This is a genomic window from Sediminibacterium sp. KACHI17 (assembly GCF_040362915.1).
Classification (GTDB): domain Bacteria; phylum Bacteroidota; class Bacteroidia; order Chitinophagales; family Chitinophagaceae; genus Sediminibacterium.
The window spans coordinates 1,332,120-1,350,007 of the sequence record NZ_AP029612.1 but is presented as its reverse complement, the minus strand read 5'-3'; the positions used below and the strand labels follow the sequence as shown (position 1 = coordinate 1,350,007).

Below are 17,888 nucleotides of genomic sequence, written 5' to 3'. Positions count from 1 at the left end.
GATCAGTTTTCACCCATTGTTTTTTTAATATGATCGATATCAAATTGATGGATCGCATCCATTACTTCTTTTTCTGTTTGGAAGTTGATGGCTTTCCATGTGATCATACCTGATTGTCCCAGTTGCATCAATACGGTGTAACCTTCTCTTTCCTCAAATTGAATGATCGCTTTATTTCCTTTGATACGAATTTGTTTGGTGTTTTGTGTTTCACCATTCGACTGTGTAGCAGCAAATCCGAAATACATATCTAACATACCGCTGTACATAGCATTGTTACCCATCAGCATACTCAGCTGCTGGTCCTCTTTTTGATAGATGCGTTGAATCGAGAGATTTGCCCAACCGTAACGGGTACTCATTACGCGATCTTCCGTAGAATCTTTCGGTAAGCCCTTGATTTCATTGGGTAAAGATTGCAGGAGCGATTTGCCGATCTGTAATTCAACACCTAATAATGCTTGTTGAATAGAAAATCTGGCCTCACCAAACTGTTGCTTGTCATAAGCTGCATCCGCTTCTTGTATTTGTTGCAACACATCAGGTACAGTTGAATTTTTTAAACCTTCTCCAGTTTTATTGATGGGTCTGCCATTTTTTGAACTTCCTGCAGACGGACCATTACCTACTTGCGTATTACCGGTAGATGGAATTGAGTTGCCGGTTTTATCTGACGTTTTTTTGTCTAAAATATCCTCTGCTTTTTTCTCAACCTTATCTTTTAATTTCTTGAGAAATCCTTGTGCCTGAAGATCTTGTTGCAGTGTGATTCCACTGATCAAAAGAATGGATAACCAAATTTTATGTTTCATGTTGTTGTTTTCGGATCGCAAAGCTACAGTCGTAACAAGCCGAATACAAGCCATTCATGATGCCATAATACCGATTGTATTTTCAATGAGTACTGATAAACAATCACTTATTAGAATGCTCACATAAATATGTGATAGCGATGCTGTTGATTCAGAAGATATGTCTTTCTTTTTCTTTTGTATTTTCTTTTGACGTCTTTTGTTGAATATAAAGTAGGTGCGAAGCTTCGATCAGTTTTTGTAACTTTTCGTAAACACATAAAATCGAAGCTCGTTCTGCGGCAGTGGTTTCGGTATTGTATGAGCCACTCACAGTAATCTTCAACCAATCCCAAAGCAATGTTCTCCATTCGGGCAGGTGTGCAAAATCGAATAACTCATCTAAAACGAGGGTAGGGTCTGCATATTCTTCATTTGTAAGCGATCTGGAATACATTTCCCATGTAGGATAGTCTGTTTTTTTCATACCGATGATGTTGAAATGATGAATCATGACTTCTCTCGCGAAGTGTTGCGGCAGGGCTTACTGACGAAATGGGAGTGTTTGCATATTTACCTTATGGGGATTGATTCCTGCGGAATGACTCAAGGTAAATCAGGTATAAATACCTATTGCGGTATTTATGTTTTATCGGTTTCTTCGTTCAGCTTCAATGAAAACAAAGCTATCGAAGCTTTTCTATGATTTCTATGGAAGCATCGTTTTCTTTCTAAACAATTATACACAATGACAGTACCTGAAAGATTTTATGAGTTCATGCATTTCAAGCAACTTAAGCCTCGAACGGTTGAGATCGAATGTGGTTTATCAAATGGCTATTTAGGAAAACAGCGAAAGAATAAAGGCTCTTTCGGCGGAAATATCCTTCGTAAGATCGAGCAAAAATTTCCTGAACTAAATATGACCTGGTTACTCTCCGGTGATGGTGATATGTTAAATACAAAATACCGCGAAGTGAGATCACTCAGTATTGATACAGTAGAGGAGGAGTCCGCATTCTATGGCTCCGCACAACAAGAGATCATCAGTTTATTACGAAGACAAATTGAGCAGATGGAATCTGCTTTATCCGACAAACAAAAACTGATTCTCATTCTAGAGAAACAGTTAGTTGCCATGGAAGCATAAAAAAAGCTACGGTCATTACCGTAGCTTTTATACTAAAATGATCTAAGCATTTTTATTCAGACATGTAAGACGATACCGGCTCACAGGTGCAGATCAGGTTTCTGTCGCCATGGGTATTATTCACCCTCGCCACACTCGGCCAGAATTTATTCTGTGTTACATAATACAATGGGAATGCAGCTTCCTGACGTGTATAAGCATGATTCCATGTATCAGCACAAACCACTGCTTGTGTATGCGGCGCATTCTTCAGTGGATTATCAGTCTTATCTGCTTTGCCATCTTCAATGGCTTTTATTTCCTGATAGATAGAGATCAATGCATCACAGAAACGATCCAGCTCTGCTTTGTCCTCACTTTCCGTTGGCTCGATCATGATAGTGCCTGGAACCGGGAAACTCATGGTTGGCGCATGGAAACCATAATCGATCAAACGCTTCGCTACATCTTCTGCTTCGATACCTACACTTTGTTTGAATGGACGTAAGTCTACAATGAATTCATGCGCACATGTACCATTCTTTCCGGTATACAGGATCTTATAATATTTCTCCAGACGCGCTTTCATATAATTCGCATTCAGGATGGCATATACTGTCGATTGACGAATACCTTCTTCACCCAACATTTTGATGTATGCATAACTGATCAGCAAAATACTTGCTGAACCATATTGTGCCGCACTCACTGCCAAATTCGGATTACCTAAAACAGTATGGCCCGGTAAGTAAGGCGCCAGTTTATCATTCACACAGATAGGTCCCATACCAGGTCCACCACCACCGTGTGGAATAGAAAATGTTTTATGCAAATTCAAGTGACATACATCTGCACCGATCATACCCGGACTTGTTAATCCAACCTGTGCATTCATATTCGCACCATCCATATATACCAATCCACCATTCTCATGAATGGTCTGACAGATATCTCTGATCGTTTCTTCAAACACACCATGTGTTGATGGATAGGTTACCATCAATGCACCTAAACTGTCTTTGTATTGTTCAGCTTTTGCTTTCAGATCTGCTACATCGATATTCCCGGCATCATCACATTTCACTACTACTACCTTGAAACCAGCCATTACAGCGCTGGCAGGATTGGTACCGTGTGCACTGATCGGGATCAGTACAATATTTCTGTGTGATTCTTTTCTGGCAACATGATAAGCACGAATGGTCAACAAGCCGGCATATTCACCTTGTGCGCCACTGTTGGGCTGTAAACTACAAGCAGTGAATCCGGTTACTTTACAGAGATAATCATTCAATTCACTGATGATCTGCTGGTAACCCGCTGTTTGAGAAGCAGGAACAAAAGGATGCAAACCACCAAATTCAGGCCAGCTTACCGGAATCATTTCCGTTGCTGCATTCAGCTTCATGGTACAACTACCCAAACTGATCATGCTTGTATTCAGTGAAAGATCTTTGTTCTCCAATTGTTTGATATAACGCATCATCTGACTCTCACTTCTGTGTGTATTGAAAACAGGATGTGTGAGGTAAGCAGATGTGCGCTGAAGTGATGTGGGTAGTTGATAGTTGACAGTGGACAGATTTGCAGGAGTTACTGTTGCTGCTTTTTTGCCGGTTGTTTGTGCAAAAATGTTCAAGATATGATTCACATCATCTGCTGTTGTGGTTTCATCTAAGCTGATCACCACAGCATCTGCTGTATAGAAGAAATTTGTTTCTGCAGCTTCTGCATTTTTCTTCAGATTGTCAATATTGATTCCTGAAACATGCAATGTGTCAAAGTAACTTTCATTGTGGAGGATAACGCCCATTGACTTTAAGCCATCCGCCAATGCCTGTGTTAACTGATGTACACGAGTGGCAATATTCTTCAATCCACTTGCACCATGATACACAGCATACATTGCAGCCATATTGGCTAACAATGCTTGTGCGGTACAGATATTGGAAGTTGCTTTTTCTCTTTTAATGTGTTGCTCTCTTGTTTGCAAAGCCATGCGTAATGCGCGGTTGCCTTGTGCATCGATACTCACACCGATCAATCTGCCGGGAATCCCTCTTTTGAAATCATCTTTGGTAGCAAAGAAAGCAGCATGTGGTCCACCAAAACCCATCGGAACACCAAAACGTTGTGCACTACCTACTGCAACATCTGCACCCAGTTCACCCGGTGTAGTCAATACAGTGAGCGCCAACAGATCTGTAGCCATGATCACCAGTCCTTCAGCAGCATGTACTTTATCAATGAAAGTTTTATAATCATTTACAGAACCTTTACTGTTCGGATATTGGATCAACGCTCCGAAATATGTATCATCGATCGAAGCAGTTTGATAATCACCCACTACTACTTCAATACCGATCGGTTCCGCACGGGTGATCAATACATCTATCGTTTGTTGGAAGGTATGTTGGTCTACAAATAATTTAGGTCTGCTGATCACATCTGTTTTATTGATGTGATGGAAGATCATGGCCATTGCTTCAGCAGCAGCTGTTGCTTCATCCAACAATGATGCATTGGAAATGGGTAAACCTGTGAGGTCTGCTACCATGGTTTGGTAGTTCAGTAAGCTTTCCAAACGTCCTTGAGAGATCTCAGCCTGGTAAGGTGTGTATTGTGTATACCAACCCGGGTTCTCAAAAATATTACGCAGGATCACACTCGGAGTAATCGTGCCATAATAACCCTGACCGATATAATTCTTGTAAAGTTTATTTTTCGCAGCCACTTTTTTCAGCTCTGTCAAATACGCGAACTCACTTACAGCAGCAGGTATGCCCAATGGCTTTTTTATACGAATGCTGTCCGGGATGGTCTTACTGATCAATTCCTCCATCGAAGAAAGACCAATGGTTTTGAGCATTGACTCGGTATCGGCTTGATTGGGTCCGATATGTCTTGTTTGAAATTCGGCTGACTGCTGTTCAAAAAGATTCATAATATTGATAAGCTTAAAGTGTTAGACTGAAAATGACCGTCATTTTAAACGCGGCAAAGGTAAGTCTACCAAACGTGAAAATTGATCTTTTGTTTATCCGGTTGATAAGCTGTGAATCCAATAAATTAAATATATTTAATTTTATAATGTAACACATGAGCGCCTCGAATTGTTCCAACTGTGCGTCCCCATTAGACCCGGCTTTTAAACATTGCCCGAATTGCGGTCAGTCCACTGCCATCCATAGATTCAATGTAAAACACCTGATACATGAATTTTTGCATGCATTTACGCATACTGATAAAGGAGCCCTGGTTTTATTAAGAGACCTGGCAATAAGACCGTCGACCGTCTTGAGGGAATATATCATCGAAGGAAAAAGAAAGAAATACTTCAATCCATTTACCCTTTTACTACTGGTATTAGGTGTTACAGTGTTCATGAGCTCTGTTTTTCATCCGATGAGAGGCGCAGAGTCCATTTATAAAGAACAGATCGCCTCCGCCAATACACAAAAGAAAAAAGCACTGATGATCTCTATGGCTGAAAAGCAAGAAAGGCTAAGTCAGCTGGTAGAGAAAAAAATGAATGTCGTTGTTTTTATCACTGCACCCTTGATGGCCCTGGCTTTTTGGTTGGTATTTAAAGGGAAAGGACAGAATTACGCAGAACATTTGGTGGCCTATCTCATGCTGACCTGTCTTTTATCTTTGGTCAGCAGCATTTGTTTGTTGCCACTGATGGCTATTTTGCCCCCTGAAAATATGCTATGGATATCCCTCGCGAATATCCTCATTCAAATGGTCTATACCTGTTATGCATACAAAGGCTTTTTGAAATTGAAAGGTTTTGGAGATATGTTCATGGTTGTTGTTGCCAATATTTTGGGAATGATCTTTTGGTTTACTGTTTTAATGATAGCCATGTTGGTTTTCATCATCTTCTTATAAACACATAGATCTGATTAACTTTGATCAAATCATTACATGGAACCTTGGGAAAAATTAAGTGCGGATCATCAAAAACAATACAAACAGTTCTTACAGCGAGCTGATAAGAATAAAGTGTTGAAAGTACTTCCCGATTTACATGAAGAAGCTTTTGAAAAGATCGATTGCCTGACTTGTGCGAATTGCTGTAAAAATTATTCCCCGCGTTTCAAAACTCCTGATATCAAACGCATCAGCAAAACACTTCGGTTAAAAGAAAGTGTATTCATTGATACTTATTTAGACCTGGATACCGATGGTGACTATGTCACAAAAACAAAACCTTGTCCTTTTTTAGGTGCTGATAACTATTGTAGCATCTATGAAGACCGCCCCTCTGATTGCAAAAGATTTCCTTATACGGATGAAGATGTATTGATCAAACGTCCTGCTATTACCCTAAAAAATTCCACTTTTTGTCCGGCTGTACATTATGTATTGGAACGTTTACTCAATTCATAAATAGTTGCCGATTTTTTTGTATATTCTCGCCATTCGATAGCAGCAAGATTGTTCAACAAAAAGAGAGGATTATGGCGCACTTACCAGTTTTGATCAAAGACTTGGCACTGATACTTGGTGCTGCAGGCATTATTACCATTTTCTTTAAAAAGCTCAAGCAACCTGTAGTACTGGGATACATCATTGCAGGATTACTCGTTGGTCCCAACTTCAAATTGTTTCCTACTATCGGTGATGTTGAAGGCATTAAGATATGGGCTGAGATTGGTGTAGTTTTTTTATTGTTCGCATTAGGACTCGAATTCAGTTTTAAAAAGCTGGTCAAAGTGGGAGGCTCTGCAGCCATCACGGGTATCACGGAATTATCCTTCATGATGATGCTGGGTTATGGTATGGGACAGTTACTGGGCTGGTCAAATATGGATAGTATGTTCTTAGGAGGCATCATCGCCATATCTTCTACAACGATCATCTTCAGGGCATTTGATGAATTGGGTTTGAAAACAAAACAGTTCAGTGGACTGGTGATCGGCGTACTGGTCATTGAAGATCTTGTAGCCATCTTATTGATGGTGTTATTGTCTACAGTTGCTGTGAGCCAGCAATTTGAAGGAACGCAAATGTTCTTATCGATCGGTAAACTTTTTTTCTTCCTCTGTTTATGGTTTGTGATGGGTATTTTTTTATTGCCAACTTTCTTTAAAAAAGTTAGTCGCTTTTTAAATAGTGAAACTTTATTGGTGTTATCGCTTGCATTGTGTTTAGGAATGGTGGTGTTGGCCGATCAGGTGGGTTTCTCCGCTGCACTTGGAGCTTTTATCATGGGATCTATTTTGGCTGAAACAACACAGGCACATAAAATTGAACACCTCATCACTTCAGTAAAAGATCTTTTTGGTGCGATCTTTTTTGTATCCGTAGGGATGTTGATCGATCCGCAGATATTAGTAACGTATGCAATTCCGGTTTTGATCCTTACCCTTTCTGTTATTTTAGGAAAGACCATTTTTGTAGCCAGTGGAGCACTGTTAGCAGGCAGACCTTTAAAGCAAGCAGTACAAGCCGGTACCAGTATGTCACAGATCGGCGAATTCTCTTTTATTATTGCAACTTTAGGAGTGTCTTTGGAAGTGACCAGTTCTTATTTGTATCCCATCGCTGTTGGGGTTTCTGTGATCACTACATTTACTACTCCTTACATGATCAAACTGGCAGAACCGCTTTATCAGTTTCTTTTAAAAGTATTGCCTCAAAAATGGATCACAGGTCTTGAAAAATACAGTAGTAGTTCCCAGATCATCGAAAGTGAAAGCAACTGGAAAAGATTATTGCATTTTTATATTCAGATCATTATTCTCAATGGGGTCATTATGATCGCGCTGAGTTTATTGGTAGCCTATTTTGTTGAGCCCTTTTTACAAAAGTCTATTACAGATGCGCTAACAGCCAAGATCATAGCGGCTTCTATCGGATTAATTGTGATGGCTCCTTTTATTTGGGCGTTGACAGTGAAGAAAATGAACAAGAGTGCTTATGCAGCTTTATGGTTAGACAGAAAATATAGTCATGGTCCATTGGTGATGTTAGAGATCGCTAGAAATGCCATTGCTGTATTATTGGTTGGTTTTATGCTTCGTCAACTCTTTAGCTTTTGGATTGCTGTGGGTGGCACATTGGTGGCTATGTTGGTGATCGGTGTTGTATTTCGCCAGCGCTTACAGAAATTTTATCAGCGACTGGAAGATCGTTTCTTACAAAATCTGCATGAACGAGAATTATTGGAGCAAAATAAAACACAAAGTCATCTTTCCCCCTGGGATGCCCACTTGACCCATTACAAGATCAGTCCACACGCAGCTTTTATCGGAAAAACCCTGGAAGAACTACAGTGGCGGGAGAGCTATGGAATCAATGTGGCATTTATTGAACGCGGAAACAAAGTGATGTTTGCACCTGCCCGTACAGAGAAAATATTTCCTTTTGATAATATTGGCGTCATTGGAACCGATCAGCAAATGCTGGAGTTTGGAAAGATCATGGTGCCTTATGTGGAAGAAGTCGATAGTGAAAAAGAATTGGTGGAATTGGAGAAGATCGTTGTAGATGAACATACACGCTTGAAAGGATTGACCATCCGTGAATCAGGTATCCGTGAAAAAACCAATGGATTGGTAGTAGGTATTGAAAGAAAAGGAGAACGTATCCTGAATCCTTCATCATTCACACAATTGGAATGGGATGATATTGTTTGGATCGTAGGGAATAGAAAGAAGATACAGCAATTGTATCATCCTTAGATTTCTCTCAGCGAAATCTCTGCGTCCTGATATTTTAGCGGTGAAATATGACTGTGTAGCAACTTTTATTTAGCTACATGCAAAATATACTTCTCGTCAAAGTATTCCTCCGGGAAGATCTTATCTACCGGCATCATTTTAGGTCTCAATCCGCTTTCAAAAATTTCTTGTGCCAGATCTCCGCCTTTTAAGCAGATCAATCCATTGGCCATTTCTTGTTTATGGCCTTTTCTCAATAAAGGTCCTGCCCATTGCCAGAGATCTTTCAATGGAGCAACCGCACGAGAAACAGCAAAATCAAATTTTCTGTTTTTGATCTCTTCTGCACGTGTATGTTGGGTAGTAATATTTTTGATGCCTGCGCCTTCAGCAACGGCTTCTACTACTTTTAGTTTTTTAGCGATACTATCTACCAAATGAAATTGTACTTCAGGAAAAAAGATAGCCAATGGAACACCCGGAAAACCGCCGCCACAGCCGATATCAATGACTTCAGTACCCGGCTGAAAATCTGCAATAGCAGCTATACTTAAGGAATGCAGTACATGGTGTAAATAAATACTATCAATATCTTTTCGTGAGATGACATTGATCTTGGCATTCCATTCTTTATACAATTCTTCCAGCGCTTCAAACTGTTTGATTTGATGCGGTGTGAAATCGTCGAAGTATTTCAGGATCAATCCCAGTTTTTGCGGGGTGCTTTCCATATAGCGGGAACTGTAAAGATGAAATAAAAGAACATCCAGATATCAAAAAATAAGAACCAGGGCCAAAGGTCTTTTTCATTCAATTTCTTCATAGACTTATAGAATACAATGGCCTGTATCAGAAAACGAACACCGAATACAGCCAATGCTATCCACCAGTTATAGAAGATGATCGATACTGCTAGTAGTGGATAGATCCAGAATAAAGAGAAAGAATATAAAGCCAGTAAGAACTTATGATTCGGTTTGTAATAGTTACTCGTTGTATAGTGGCGATATTTCTGCGTCATCCAATCGCTCCAGCGTGTCTTCGGTTCACTCAGTGTATGTGCTTCCTGGTCAACACAGATCGATGTATTGTCTTTTCTGGCTACCTGATTAATGAACAGATCATCATCCCCGCTGGGTATTTGATTGATAGAAGAGAATCCTTTGTTTCTTAAGAACACTTCTTTCTTATAACTTAAATTTCTTCCCACACCCATATAAGGAATGCCGGCAAGTGCATAAGAGAGATACTGAATAGCAGTATGAAATGTTTCGAATCGGATCAGTTTATTGAGTAGTCCGGGTTTTTTATGATAAGCACCATAACCCAAAACGATCTCTGTGTTTTCGCTATAACATTCCTGCATTCGCTGGATCCAATGTTCAGAAGCCGGAACACAATCTGCATCTGTCAATAAAAGAATTTCGTGTTTGGCACTCTTGATCCCCATGGATAAGGGGAACTTTTTGCCACTGATCATTTTAGCTTCTTGTCTCAGCTCAATGTAGTTGATGTTTTTAAACATCTTTTTAAACTCATCTACCAAATACTTGGTGTCATCAGTAGAATTGTCGTTCACCAATACAACTTCATGCGTGGTGCGGTATTGTTGAACCAAAACACCCGGCAATGTTTTTACCAGATTATGCGCCTCATCTCTTGCACAGATCACTACTGATACCGGATGCTCCATAATAGTTGTTCTGTCAGGTGCTTTAAAAAAAGCCAGTCGCTGAAAAAAATAGAGATAATAAAACAACTGAATGGCAATAATGCCACAGAATGCATAGAAACATATATCCCAGAGCAGAGTTGGTATCGTCATTCCGCAAAAATAATGCTTCAACTGTCTATGTTTGATGGGCTTGTGAAGATGTGGAAAACAATGTTCAGGATATCGGATCTCAGATGGCAGATGTCAGATTTGTATGATTGTTTTTATATCTGCCATCTGAGATCTGACATCAAACATCAGACATTGTTTCTGTATTTTTGCCGAATGGCTGCACTGACATTTGATTTACAGGTTACGGCAGAGAACAGCAGGGCTCGTGCGGGTAAGATCACCACCGATCATGGGGAGATCATGACGCCTATTTTTATGCCGGTTGGTACTGTGGGAACGGTGAAAGCAGTTACCCAGCAGCAACTGAAACAAGATGTTTCTGCACAGATCATCTTAGGAAATACCTATCATCTTTATCTGCGTCCGGGTACCGAGGTCCTGGAAGCGGCGGGCGGATTGCATCGTTTCAATGGTTGGGATAGACCTATTCTTACCGATAGTGGTGGTTATCAGGTTTTCTCTTTGGCCGCAAACCGTAAGATCAAAGAGGAAGGTGTGATGTTTCAATCTCATATTGATGGCAGCAGGCATTTATTTACGCCTGAATCAGTCATGGATATTCAGCGCAGCATCGGTGCAGATATCATCATGGCATTTGATGAATGTCCACCTTATCCCAGTGAATATGGCTATGCATTAAAAAGCATGGAACTAACGCATCGCTGGTTAGATCGTTGTTTTGCCAGATTGGCTGAAACACCTGATAAATATGGGTATACGCAGAACCTGTTTCCAATTGTACAGGGAAGCACTTATAAAGATCTCAGGAAAGCATCGTGTGAATATATTGCATCAAAAAATGCTGTAGGCAATGCCATTGGTGGTCTGAGTGTTGGTGAGCCCGAAGAAATGATGTATGAATTTACAGAGCTCTGCACGGAGTACCTGCCCATCGATAAACCTCGTTATCTAATGGGAGTAGGAACACCCTGGAATATTCTGGAAGGGATAGACAGGGGTATTGATATGTTTGATTGTGTGATGCCCACACGTAATGGAAGAAATGGGATGATCTTTACAACAGAAGGGGTGATCAATATCAAAAATAAAAAATGGGCCAGTGATTTTTCAGCGATCGATCCCGGGCTGCCGAATGAAATGAGTCAGTTTTATAGTAAGGCTTATCTCAGGCATTTATTTGTTGCAGAAGAGATCTTAGGCATGCAACTGGCGAGTATTCAAAACCTTTCTTTTTATCTCTGGCTGGTAGGTGAGGCACGGAAACATATAGTAGCCGGTGATTTCAGCTCTTGGAAAAAAGAGATGGTGGAAAAAGTTAAAAAAAGACTGTAATCGGGTATAAATGATCTGATAACCTCATGTAACGATTGCTGCTTCTATCGAGTCGTTATCTTTGTTTGATCTATATGAAGAAACTCGACTGGTACATATTACGGAAGTTCTTGACCACTTTCTTTTTTTCCATCTTTCTGTTCGCGGTCATAGCCGTAGTGGTAGATGTGAGTGAAAAGACCGATGATTTCGTACGTTCTGGTTTAAGTGTTCAGCAGATCATCACCGAATATTATTACGGGTTCATTCCGCATATCATTGCCTTACTATTACCATTGTTTGTTTTTATTGCCGTGATTTTTTTCACTTCCAAGATGGCGAACAGAAGTGAGATCATTGCTATTCTGGCCAGTGGTACCAGTTATAGCAGATGGTTAAGACCTTATTGGGTTGGCGGTCTCCTTCTCGCAGGTGTTTTGTGGTTTGCCAATCAATACGTGGTTCCCAAGGCCAATCAGATCAGGGGTAGTTTTGAAGCGAATTATATCGATAAGAACAATACGTATAATGCGTTGGTAAGTACCAGTAGTCATATCTATTTACGGATTGATTCCTTTACATATGCAGGTATTTATGCTTATGACACACTAACGAAAAGAGGAGGACCATTCTTTTCCTTTCGGATGAAGAACAATAAAGTGACTGAGAATACGCGGGCAGATCAGATCATTTGGGATACGGCTACCCGTAAATGGAAATTGGAATCTGTATTGTTCAGGAAAGTGTATGACCTGAAAGAGGATATCTCAATGATTCCGGAAAAGATCATGGACTTCAATTTCAAACCTTTGGATCTAAGCAGGGATAAGTATACAAAAGATAAATTGACCACACCTGAGCTCGACAGATTCATTGAACTGGAAGAATTGCGTGGTTCAGAAGGGTTGAACGGATTAAAAGTAGAGCGTTACAGAAGAGATGCCACTTGTATCACTGTTTTATTACTAACCCTGATCGGTGCCATTGTAGCCGGAAGAAAAGTAAGGGGAGGTAGTGGGGTGCACTTGGCGGTTGGCTTTGTAACAGCGGCATTATTCATCCTGACAGACAGGTTCTCCACCATTTTTTCTACCAAAGGGGATCTTCCCCCTTTATTGGCAGCATGGATCCCCAATCTGATCTTCATTTTTGTGGTAATATTCCTTTACCGTAAGGCGCCGAAATGATTTTAACGGAGTTTACACAACCTTCACGGCATAAGTTTTGTTGAGCATAGCAACTTGTTTTACCTTTAGCGCTCCCAGACGCAATCTAACAAGACATTTAATCATTTTTATAACGTTTGCCATAGCTAAAATTTTACGAAATGGGAATTATTAAAGATCGTTTCAAGGCAAAAGCAGATGCTGCAAATGCTGAGATAAAAGACATCCTCAAAACACACGGAAATAAAAAGATCGGTGAAGTAACCCTTGCACAGGCTTATCAGGGAATGAGAGGTATTACCGGCTTAGTAACTGAAACAAGTTTACTGGATGCTCAGGAAGGTATCCGCTTCAGGGGTTATTCTATCCCTGAATTACAGGAAAAACTTCCAAAAGCACCGGGAGGTGGAGAGCCTTTACCGGAAGGATTGTTTTACCTGATGTTGGTGGGAGAATTGCCAACAGAAGAAGATGCCAATCACATTACCAGTGTATGGCAAAGAAGAAGTCATGTTCCGAATCACGTATTTCAGACCATTGATGCATTGCCCATCAATACACATCCGATGACCATGTTCGTAACGGGAGTGATGGCACTGCAAACTGAAAGTAATTTTGCTAAAGAGTATGCAAAGGGCATCAATAAAAAAGAATACTGGAATCCGATCTATGATGATGCCATGGATCTGATCGCTCGTTTACCTCGAATCGCAGCTTATATCTATCGTCGCAAATACAAGAACAATGATCATATCCATCCAAATGGATTATTGGATTGGGCGGGTAACCTTGCGCACATGATGGGTTATGAGAATGAAAGTTTCAAGGAATTGATGCGTTTGTACATGACCATCCATGCAGATCATGAAGGTGGTAACGTATCCGCACACACAACTCACCTGGTAGGTTCAGCACTCAGTGATCCTTATTTGAGTTATGCAGCAGGTATGAATGGACTAGCAGGTCCTTTGCATGGTTTGGCCAATCAGGAAGTGATCAAATGGATCTTTGAAATGCAGGAACAACTGGGAACAGATGATCCTACCAAAGAGCAGATCGCTGATTATGTGCAGAAAACATTGGCTGGAGGTAAAGTAGTTCCGGGTTATGGTCACGCGGTATTGCGTAAAACAGATCCTCGATTCACTGCACAAATGGAGTTCGGCAAAAAACACATGCCGGATGATAAACTGGTGAATACAGTATGGAAAGTATATGAAACAGTACCTCCAATTCTTGAGTCATTAGGGAAAGTAAAAAATCCATGGCCGAATGTAGATGCACACAGTGGTGCACTATTGGTTCATTATGGATTGGTGGAATATGAATTCTACACTGTATTATTCGCAGTGAGCAGAGCTTTAGGTGTATTGGCTAGCTTATGTTGGGACAGAGCATTGGGTCTGCCCATTGAAAGACCAAAATCTGTGACCACAGAAGCAGTGAAAGAGTGGTTGGAAGGTAAAGGTGAGATTTGGGAGTAAGTGAAAGATCAACAGTAAAAAGTCAAAAGTCCGGAGAAGTTCTTCGGACTTTTTTTATGGGGTTATTGCAAATGCAAGTGGGGTGAGTTAATTTGTAACAATAACGATCTCTATTATGGCAAAAGCGGTAGCAAAAAAAGCGGTCAAGAAGGCAACTAAAAAGGTAGCGCCGGTAAAGAAAGCGAAACCTGAAAAGGTCAAGAAAGAACCTACGATCAAATATGCGGATAAGTCTGCCGGACAGCCGGAGATGGCGGCCATCTTTGAAGCGATCAAAAAGATGATGTTGCCTTATGAAAAAGGGAATCTAAAAATGATTGGAGGTACAGGAGGCATGTTATGTTTGGTAAGTCAGAAACCTGTGGTGATTGACGGAAGAAAAAAAGATGAGCTTTGGTTTGCGGCAATATTGGTGCAAAAAGGATATGTAGGCTTTTATTATATGCCTGTTTATGCAGCTCCTGATATGAAAAAAGTGTTCAAACCTGAGTTATTGAAATGTCTGAAAGGGAAAAGTTGTTTTCATATCAAAAAACAAGATCCGGTGATTATTACACAGATCAAGGAGTCGTTGAAGATTGGGTATGCGATGTATAAGGAGAGGGGATGGATATAGATTAAAAATTTTGCGGAAAACTAGTCAGCACATACATTTGCAATCCCTGATAGGGGAATTAGCTCAGTTGGCTAGAGCGCTTGCATGGCATGCAAGAGGCCACCGGTTCGAATCCGGTATTCTCCACCGAAAAGAGGCTACAACAGTAGCCTCTTTTTATATCCATATACTACTATTGAATTTAAATACGTCGCCTGTTCTTCTCAGCCCAATACCCTAAGCCCACAAATAGCCATAACAATAATGCTGAATACGATACCGCATTTGTTGATGGGGGTGGTGGACCTATGATATTCATCACAAAAAAGATAGCCAATAGAATAACAATCGTCCAGGGCAGCCATTTACCTTTTTGATTTTCTTCAACGGATTGATTGAAGTACAAATAAATACCTGTTATGAAAATGAGAATTTCTACAATGATAGAAATAGCCGGATAATTCCATAACCCCATTCCATATTTCTGTTCATCAGAAAAAGAAATAGGAAGATCAGGCCTATGTGTGAGAAAATCAAGCACCCAATGGCTCACTACTAAAACACCATAAATAATTGCATTGGTACGATCTTTTCTGATCATATAATAGATAACACCAACTATAACTCCTAGAAATATACTCGCTATTAAACTATGTGAGTATGGATAGTATTGAAAATTCAAAGGAGTCAGCTTTGTTATACCTGGTTCTATGGAAAAGTTTTCGATCCCCGCCAACGTTAAAATAGGCCAGATGAGATCTAGCAATTGAGCTGACATGATCGAAGCACCGAGATTGTTGGATGGACTTAATTTTTTTGCAGCAAACGCAAGTCCAAAATGTCCAATAAACATAACAGTTGTTTTAAGGTTGAGACATAAAAGATAATGACTTAAAATGAATTTTAAAATCACTATTTTCATTGTACATGAAACAATTGTTCAAAAATTATATTGTCACTGCTTGCGTTTCAGTTGTGCTATATTCAAGTATATCGGCTCAATCCATCATTACCGGAACCTTCAATATTCGCTATGATAACCCTCGTGATTCCGGCAACTTATGGACCGATAGAAAAGCCTATGTCGCTGCTCTTATCCGCTTTCATGATTTTGATGTATTTGGTACACAGGAAGGATTAAAACATCAATTAGATGATATCCAACAACAGCTGCCCCAATATGAACGATACGGTATCGGGAGAGATAATGGTCAAACAAAAGGCGAGTACTCCGCGATCTTTTATAAAAAAGAAAAATTCACGCTCTTGAAAAGTGGTGATTTCTGGCTGTCTGAAACACCTGATAAGCCTGGTTTTGGATGGGATGCGCGGATCAATCGTATTTGCTCATGGGTTCAGTTGAAAGATAAATCAACCGGTAAAATCTTTTACTGCTTTAATGTACATTATGATCATCAAGGTATGGTGGCCAGAAAGGAGAGTAGTAAATTATTGTTAGCAAAGATCCGATCCATCAGTGGGAATGACCCTGTTATCTTAACAGGTGATTTCAATGGCGATCACAATACGGAATGGTACCAGTCCATCGCCCATTCAGGCATATTGAAAGATAGTTTCCGGGAAGTCGAATACCCATACGTCAACAACGGTAGTTTTCAAAATTTTGGAAGAAACTTCAATACTGCTGATATCATCGATCACATTTTTATTTCAGCTCATTTTTCAGTGAAAAAATGGGGTGTATTGACAGATTCTTATTCCGGTAAATTTCCTTCCGATCATTTCCCTGTATTGGCTGAAATACAGTGGCGAAAATAAATCCATCATTTCCCTGTAAGAAAGCATTCAGACCCACTACTAATTGATTACATTAGTTGTGAAATCAAAACTGCTGAATCATGGAATTTCTAACCAACTTCGGATGGATCATTGTTCTGATCCTGCTTGCTTTTTTATCATTGGTAACCGTCAATCAGGGTACCATTGCGGTGCTTACTATGTTTGGTAAATACAGAAGAATACTCAGACCCGGTTTGAATGTAAAAATTCCGTTACTGGAACAGGTATTTAAAACAGTCAGTATTCAAAACCGCTCTGTGGAATTAGAGTTTCAGGCAGTAACCATCGATCAGGCAAATGTGAATTTTAAGAGCATGCTGCTGTATTCAGTATTGAATCAGGATGAAGAAACCATCAAGAATGTAGCATTCAAATTCATTAGTGATAAAGACCTGATGCAGGCACTGATCAGAACTGTAGAAGGTAGCATTCGTTCTTATGTAGCAACGAAGCGTCAGGCTGAGATATTATTGCTTCGCAGAGAGATCGTCGAGTTCGTGAAGGAACAGATCGATATTTCACTGGAAGACTGGGGTTACCATTTACAGGACTTACAGATCAATGATATCACTTTCGATGCCCGTATCATGGAAAGCATGAGTAAAGTGGTTGCCAGTAATAACCTCAAAGCTGCAGCAGAAAATGAAGGTCAGGCTTTGTTGATCACCAAAACAAAAGCTGCAGAGGCAGAAGGTAATGCCATTAAAATTGCAGCAGAAGCGGAAAGAGAAGCAGCCCGTCTTCGTGGTCAAGGTGTGGCTTTATTCAGACAAGAAGTAGCCAGAGGTATGAGTCAGGCCGCAGAACAAATGAAACAAGCCAATTTAGATACCAATGTGATCCTCTTCAGTATGTGGACAGAAGCGGTGAAAAATTTTGCCGAATACGGTAAAGGCAACGTGATCTTCCTCGATGGTAGTGCCAGCGGTATGGACAGAACCATGCAACAGATCATGGCGATGATGAAGATGAAAGAGGGGAATAATAGTTGACAGTTTGTGGTTGACAGTTGACAGGAGCAAAGTTCTTTACTGTCAACTGTCAACTATCATCTGTCAACTCTCCAAACTGTTAAGACCTCGTGAAATCGACCCTCCCCACATCACTTATGTGCAAAAGCTTTCCTAAAAAGCC

Annotated in this window: 16 protein-coding genes and 1 tRNA gene; 11 read left to right on the top strand and 6 right to left on the bottom strand. The window is 40.3% G+C overall.

Annotated features, from left to right (window positions below; genetic code table 11):
• Window positions 1-2 precede the first annotated feature (2 nt).
• Window positions 3-812, bottom strand: a complete 810-nt coding sequence (locus ABXG83_RS05925; protein ID WP_353550564.1) for a hypothetical protein — start codon at window positions 810-812, stop codon at window positions 3-5.
• A 151-nt stretch (window positions 813-963) separates the two neighbouring features.
• Window positions 964-1,278: a hypothetical protein gene (locus ABXG83_RS05920; protein WP_353550563.1), complete on the bottom strand. Its 315-nt coding sequence runs from the start codon at window positions 1,276-1,278 to the stop codon at window positions 964-966.
• A 261-nt stretch (window positions 1,279-1,539) separates the two neighbouring features.
• On the opposite strand from ABXG83_RS05920, the gene ABXG83_RS05915 reads away from it, so the two are divergent.
• On the top strand, window positions 1,540-1,941 hold the full coding sequence (locus ABXG83_RS05915) for a hypothetical protein (RefSeq protein ID WP_353550562.1): 402 nt from the start codon (window positions 1,540-1,542) through the stop codon (window positions 1,939-1,941).
• A 52-nt stretch (window positions 1,942-1,993) separates the two neighbouring features.
• Here ABXG83_RS05915 and gcvP read toward each other — a convergent pair whose 3' ends face one another.
• Window positions 1,994-4,864: an aminomethyl-transferring glycine dehydrogenase gene (gene gcvP, locus ABXG83_RS05910; RefSeq protein WP_353550561.1), complete on the bottom strand. Its 2,871-nt coding sequence runs from the start codon at window positions 4,862-4,864 to the stop codon at window positions 1,994-1,996.
• 155 nt (window positions 4,865-5,019) lie between these two features.
• On the opposite strand from gcvP, the gene ABXG83_RS05905 reads away from it, so the two are divergent.
• The 3 genes from ABXG83_RS05905 (at window position 5,020) to ABXG83_RS05895 (ending at window position 8,612) form a co-directional block, all read left to right on the top strand.
• Window positions 5,020-5,814, top strand: a complete 795-nt coding sequence (locus ABXG83_RS05905) for a DUF3667 domain-containing protein (RefSeq protein ID WP_353550560.1) — start codon at window positions 5,020-5,022, stop codon at window positions 5,812-5,814.
• 36 nt (window positions 5,815-5,850) lie between these two features.
• Window positions 5,851-6,315: a YkgJ family cysteine cluster protein gene (locus tag ABXG83_RS05900; protein ID WP_353550559.1), complete on the top strand. Its 465-nt coding sequence runs from the start codon at window positions 5,851-5,853 to the stop codon at window positions 6,313-6,315.
• A 71-nt stretch (window positions 6,316-6,386) separates the two neighbouring features.
• On the top strand, window positions 6,387-8,612 hold the full coding sequence (locus tag ABXG83_RS05895; protein WP_353550558.1) for a cation:proton antiporter: 2,226 nt from the start codon (window positions 6,387-6,389) through the stop codon (window positions 8,610-8,612).
• 65 nt (window positions 8,613-8,677) lie between these two features.
• Here the strand turns inward: ABXG83_RS05895 and rsmG are convergent, their stop codons facing one another.
• Both rsmG and ABXG83_RS05885 read right to left on the bottom strand, forming a co-directional pair.
• Window positions 8,678-9,322: a 16S rRNA (guanine(527)-N(7))-methyltransferase RsmG gene (gene rsmG / locus ABXG83_RS05890; protein ID WP_353550557.1), complete on the bottom strand. Its 645-nt coding sequence runs from the start codon at window positions 9,320-9,322 to the stop codon at window positions 8,678-8,680.
• Window positions 9,292-10,416 carry a glycosyltransferase gene (locus ABXG83_RS05885; protein WP_353550556.1) on the bottom strand — a complete coding sequence of 375 codons (1,125 nt, stop codon included), beginning with the start codon at window positions 10,414-10,416 and terminating at the stop codon, window positions 9,292-9,294. Before ABXG83_RS05885 ends, rsmG begins: the two co-directional genes overlap by 31 nt.
• Before the next feature lie 174 nt (window positions 10,417-10,590).
• Between ABXG83_RS05885 and tgt the strand changes: the two genes are divergently transcribed.
• The 5 genes from tgt (at window position 10,591) to ABXG83_RS05860 (ending at window position 15,101) form a co-directional block, all read left to right on the top strand.
• Window positions 10,591-11,730, top strand: coding sequence for a tRNA guanosine(34) transglycosylase Tgt (gene tgt, locus ABXG83_RS05880; RefSeq protein WP_353550555.1), 1,140 nt, complete (start codon window positions 10,591-10,593; stop codon window positions 11,728-11,730).
• Window positions 11,731-11,804: 74 nt separating this feature from the next.
• On the top strand, window positions 11,805-12,896 hold the full coding sequence (locus ABXG83_RS05875; protein WP_353550554.1) for an LptF/LptG family permease: 1,092 nt from the start codon (window positions 11,805-11,807) through the stop codon (window positions 12,894-12,896).
• Between the two features lie 140 nt (window positions 12,897-13,036).
• Entirely contained in the window at window positions 13,037-14,359 is a 1,323-nt protein-coding gene (locus ABXG83_RS05870) for a citrate (Si)-synthase, eukaryotic (RefSeq protein ID WP_353550553.1), read from the top strand.
• Between the two features lie 115 nt (window positions 14,360-14,474).
• Window positions 14,475-14,975 carry a hypothetical protein gene (locus ABXG83_RS05865; protein ID WP_353550552.1) on the top strand — a complete coding sequence of 167 codons (501 nt, stop codon included), beginning with the start codon at window positions 14,475-14,477 and terminating at the stop codon, window positions 14,973-14,975.
• A 52-nt stretch (window positions 14,976-15,027) separates the two neighbouring features.
• A tRNA-Ala gene (locus ABXG83_RS05860) sits at window positions 15,028-15,101 on the top strand.
• A gap of 55 nt (window positions 15,102-15,156) precedes the next feature.
• Here the strand turns inward: ABXG83_RS05860 and ABXG83_RS05855 are convergent.
• Complete coding sequence (locus ABXG83_RS05855) at window positions 15,157-15,807, bottom strand: hypothetical protein (protein ID WP_353550551.1); 651 nt, start codon at window positions 15,805-15,807, stop codon at window positions 15,157-15,159.
• Window positions 15,808-15,881: 74 nt separating this feature from the next.
• Between ABXG83_RS05855 and ABXG83_RS05850 the strand changes: the two genes are divergently transcribed.
• Window positions 15,882-16,733 (top strand): endonuclease/exonuclease/phosphatase family protein, encoded by an 852-nt coding sequence (locus ABXG83_RS05850; RefSeq protein ID WP_353550550.1) that lies wholly within the window; start codon window positions 15,882-15,884, stop codon window positions 16,731-16,733.
• A gap of 80 nt (window positions 16,734-16,813) precedes the next feature.
• Window positions 16,814-17,746 carry an SPFH domain-containing protein gene (locus ABXG83_RS05845; protein ID WP_353550549.1) on the top strand — a complete coding sequence of 311 codons (933 nt, stop codon included), beginning with the start codon at window positions 16,814-16,816 and terminating at the stop codon, window positions 17,744-17,746.
• The last annotated feature ends 142 nt before the right edge of the window (window positions 17,747-17,888 follow it).

Excerpts from the sequence above, each read along its gene's own strand:
- ABXG83_RS05925 (WP_353550564.1), bottom strand. The coding sequence starts at position 812 with ATGAAACATAAAATTTGGTTATCCATTCTTTTGATCAGTGGAATCACA.
- ABXG83_RS05920 (WP_353550563.1), bottom strand. The coding sequence starts at position 1,278 with ATGAAAAAAACAGACTATCCTACATGGGAAATGTATTCCAGATCGCTT.
- ABXG83_RS05915 (WP_353550562.1), top strand. The coding sequence starts at position 1,540 with ATGACAGTACCTGAAAGATTTTATGAGTTCATGCATTTCAAGCAACTT.
- gcvP (WP_353550561.1), bottom strand. The coding sequence starts at position 4,864 with ATGAATCTTTTTGAACAGCAGTCAGCCGAATTTCAAACAAGACATATC.
- ABXG83_RS05905 (WP_353550560.1), top strand. The coding sequence starts at position 5,020 with ATGAGCGCCTCGAATTGTTCCAACTGTGCGTCCCCATTAGACCCGGCT.
- ABXG83_RS05900 (WP_353550559.1), top strand. The coding sequence starts at position 5,851 with ATGGAACCTTGGGAAAAATTAAGTGCGGATCATCAAAAACAATACAAA.
- ABXG83_RS05895 (WP_353550558.1), top strand. The coding sequence starts at position 6,387 with ATGGCGCACTTACCAGTTTTGATCAAAGACTTGGCACTGATACTTGGT.
- rsmG (WP_353550557.1), bottom strand. The coding sequence starts at position 9,322 with ATGGAAAGCACCCCGCAAAAACTGGGATTGATCCTGAAATACTTCGAC.
- ABXG83_RS05885 (WP_353550556.1), bottom strand. The coding sequence starts at position 10,416 with ATGACGATACCAACTCTGCTCTGGGATATATGTTTCTATGCATTCTGT.
- tgt (WP_353550555.1), top strand. The coding sequence starts at position 10,591 with ATGGCTGCACTGACATTTGATTTACAGGTTACGGCAGAGAACAGCAGG.
- ABXG83_RS05875 (WP_353550554.1), top strand. The coding sequence starts at position 11,805 with ATGAAGAAACTCGACTGGTACATATTACGGAAGTTCTTGACCACTTTC.
- ABXG83_RS05870 (WP_353550553.1), top strand. The coding sequence starts at position 13,037 with ATGGGAATTATTAAAGATCGTTTCAAGGCAAAAGCAGATGCTGCAAAT.
- ABXG83_RS05865 (WP_353550552.1), top strand. The coding sequence starts at position 14,475 with ATGGCAAAAGCGGTAGCAAAAAAAGCGGTCAAGAAGGCAACTAAAAAG.
- ABXG83_RS05855 (WP_353550551.1), bottom strand. The coding sequence starts at position 15,807 with ATGTTTATTGGACATTTTGGACTTGCGTTTGCTGCAAAAAAATTAAGT.
- ABXG83_RS05850 (WP_353550550.1), top strand. The coding sequence starts at position 15,882 with ATGAAACAATTGTTCAAAAATTATATTGTCACTGCTTGCGTTTCAGTT.
- ABXG83_RS05845 (WP_353550549.1), top strand. The coding sequence starts at position 16,814 with ATGGAATTTCTAACCAACTTCGGATGGATCATTGTTCTGATCCTGCTT.